General features: G+C 72.3%; 1 protein-coding gene and 1 pseudogene. Both read right to left on the bottom strand.

The window, feature by feature from the left end:
- Nucleotides 1-210: pseudogene (locus tag ACWEQL_RS42240) on the bottom strand (hypothetical protein); the annotation flags it as partial.
- A 667-nt stretch (nt 211-877) separates the two neighbouring features.
- A complete protein-coding gene (locus ACWEQL_RS42235) occupies nt 878-1,588 on the bottom strand; it encodes an aggregation-promoting factor C-terminal-like domain-containing protein (RefSeq protein ID WP_452156907.1) in 711 nt (236 codons plus the stop codon).
- Nucleotides 1,589-2,141 lie beyond the last annotated feature (553 nt).

Raw genomic sequence — 2,141 nt, 5'->3', positions numbered from 1 at the left:
ACCCGCGGGCGCCGCGGCCCCGGGTGCCTCGGCAGGCTCGGGGGCCACCGCCACGGCGACCGGCACGGGCGCGAGTTCCAGCGGCCGGACGGGCTCCGCCGGGTCGGCCGCCATCGCGGCCCGCCGGCGCCGTTCGATCACCGCCGCCGCGCTCGCCACCAGGGCCATGCCCTTGGCCAGCGCCTTGAATGCCTTTCCGCCCCGCGCCATCCCGCTACCCGCCGCTCCCCGCTCGTCCCCGCCGTGCCCCGGCGGTACGCCGTGGGTCCCGCCACGGCCGTCAGGGAGACGCTACCGGGCGCCGGGCGGCCGGTGTACGGGGCGGCCTCGTAACCAGGGACATCTCCGGGGTGCGGAGGCCCCAAGGAGGCCCGTACCGCCGGGAGATTTCCGGGCAAAGAGGCTGTTTCCGGTGGTTTCAGGCGCGGAGCAGCGGGGAGGAGTCCGGACGAAGGCGTGCCCCCGCCGTCTTCTCCCCGCCTCCAGGAGCCAACTGTCGGCGGACCGGCCGGTGCGGGAAGCAACCAGGACCCCTTCCCGCGCCCCGCGTCCGCACCCAGGACCGCACCGCCCGTGGGCGCACTGGTCAGCGCAGCCCGGGCGGCGCGGCCCGCCAAGGGCTTGTCCGACGATTCCCGCCGGGCGCGCGACGCTCCCCCAGCCTTCGGCCGGGAGGTGCCCCCACCGCATGGACTCCTCCCCCAGCCTCCGGCCGGGAGGTGCCCCCACCTCCGCCTTGCGATGCACGCACCCCAACGACGCACGCTGATCCGACGCGACTCGTCGGACAAGCCTGGTCGGGGAACGCCGCGGGCCCCGGCCGCGGTGAAGCGGTCGGGGCCCGGGCGGAGGTACCGGCGGGCGGTACCGGGTGGTTCTAGTACCAGTGGTGGCCCTGCCAGAACGACCAGGCGCCACAGGGGCTGCCGTAGCGGCTGTTCATGTAGTTGAGGCCCCACTTGATCTGCGTGGCGGGGTTGGTGCGCCAGTCCGCGCCGGCCGAGGCCATCTTGGTACCGGGCAGCGCCTGGACGAGTCCGTACGCGCCGGAGCTCGGGTTGGTCGCGGTGTAGTTCCAGCCGCTCTCGCGCTTCACGATCTGGCTGAAGCACTGGAACTGCGCGTCGTTGCCGATGATCTGCTGGGCGAGCGCCTGCACGGAGCCGGGCGTGACGCTGACCGGCGGAGCGGAGTCCGTGGTCGCGGACATCGCCGAACGGGCCTTGGAGCGGTTGGCCTCCTCGGCCTTGCGCTTGTCCTCGGCCTCCTTCGCCTCCTTGGCGGCCTTCTCCGCGTCGGCCTTGGCCTGCGCGTCGGCGGCGGCCTTCTGGCGCGCGGCCTCCTCAGCGGCCTTCTTCGCGGCGGCCTCGGCGGAGGCCTGCTGCGCGGAAGCCTGCTGGCTGAAGTTGTCGCTGATGGTCTGCGCCTGGGCGCCTGAGGGAACTTCGGCAAGCAGCGTCGCGCCGGCGACGTCGAGCGTCTGCGTGGACTTGCCCTCGCTGCCCGAGGCCACACCCACGACGGCACCGACGGCGGTGACGGCGGTGGCGGAGGCCACAGCAACTCCCCGGACCGAGATCCGAGTCACATGGATTCCTTCCAGCATCGCCCACGCGTGACCGTGCGGACGCAACATGCCCCTTGGCGCTGCCCTCCGTCGGTGCTGGTCACGGGAGGTACTGACCCGGCGTCCGGCCACCGTGGGGCGACCGGGCGTTGTGATCGGGCGGCGTACGGCTCATCGGTCTTCACTTGTGCGTCCACCAACCGGAGTTGGCGGACCGTCCGGGCGACCTCCGCTTGCGCGGGGGCCCGCCGCGCCGTACGCGGGGCCTGACAGAACCCTCACCATGCCGCAAGGGGCACTGTCGACGCAATTCCCTGTTGCGTGGCGCATATCACATTCACCGCGCGGGAGTTCTCCGGACAGAAAGCACTCGATGTGATGAAAGGGGCGGGGCCCGCTCCGTCAGGAGCGGGCCCCGCCTGGGGAATTGACCTTTTTGTCCGGCTATGACCGAATAGCCGGGATCACGGGCTGATGTCCTCCAGCATCTCGGTGACCAGCGCGGCGATCGGCGAACGCTCCGAGCGGGTCAGCGTGATGTGGGCGAACAGCGGATGCCCCTTCAGCTTCTCCA

It is taken from the genome of Kitasatospora sp. NPDC004240, from assembly GCF_053603215.1.
Note: the sequence above shows the minus strand (reverse complement) of the source record. Positions and strands in the feature narration are given on the sequence as shown.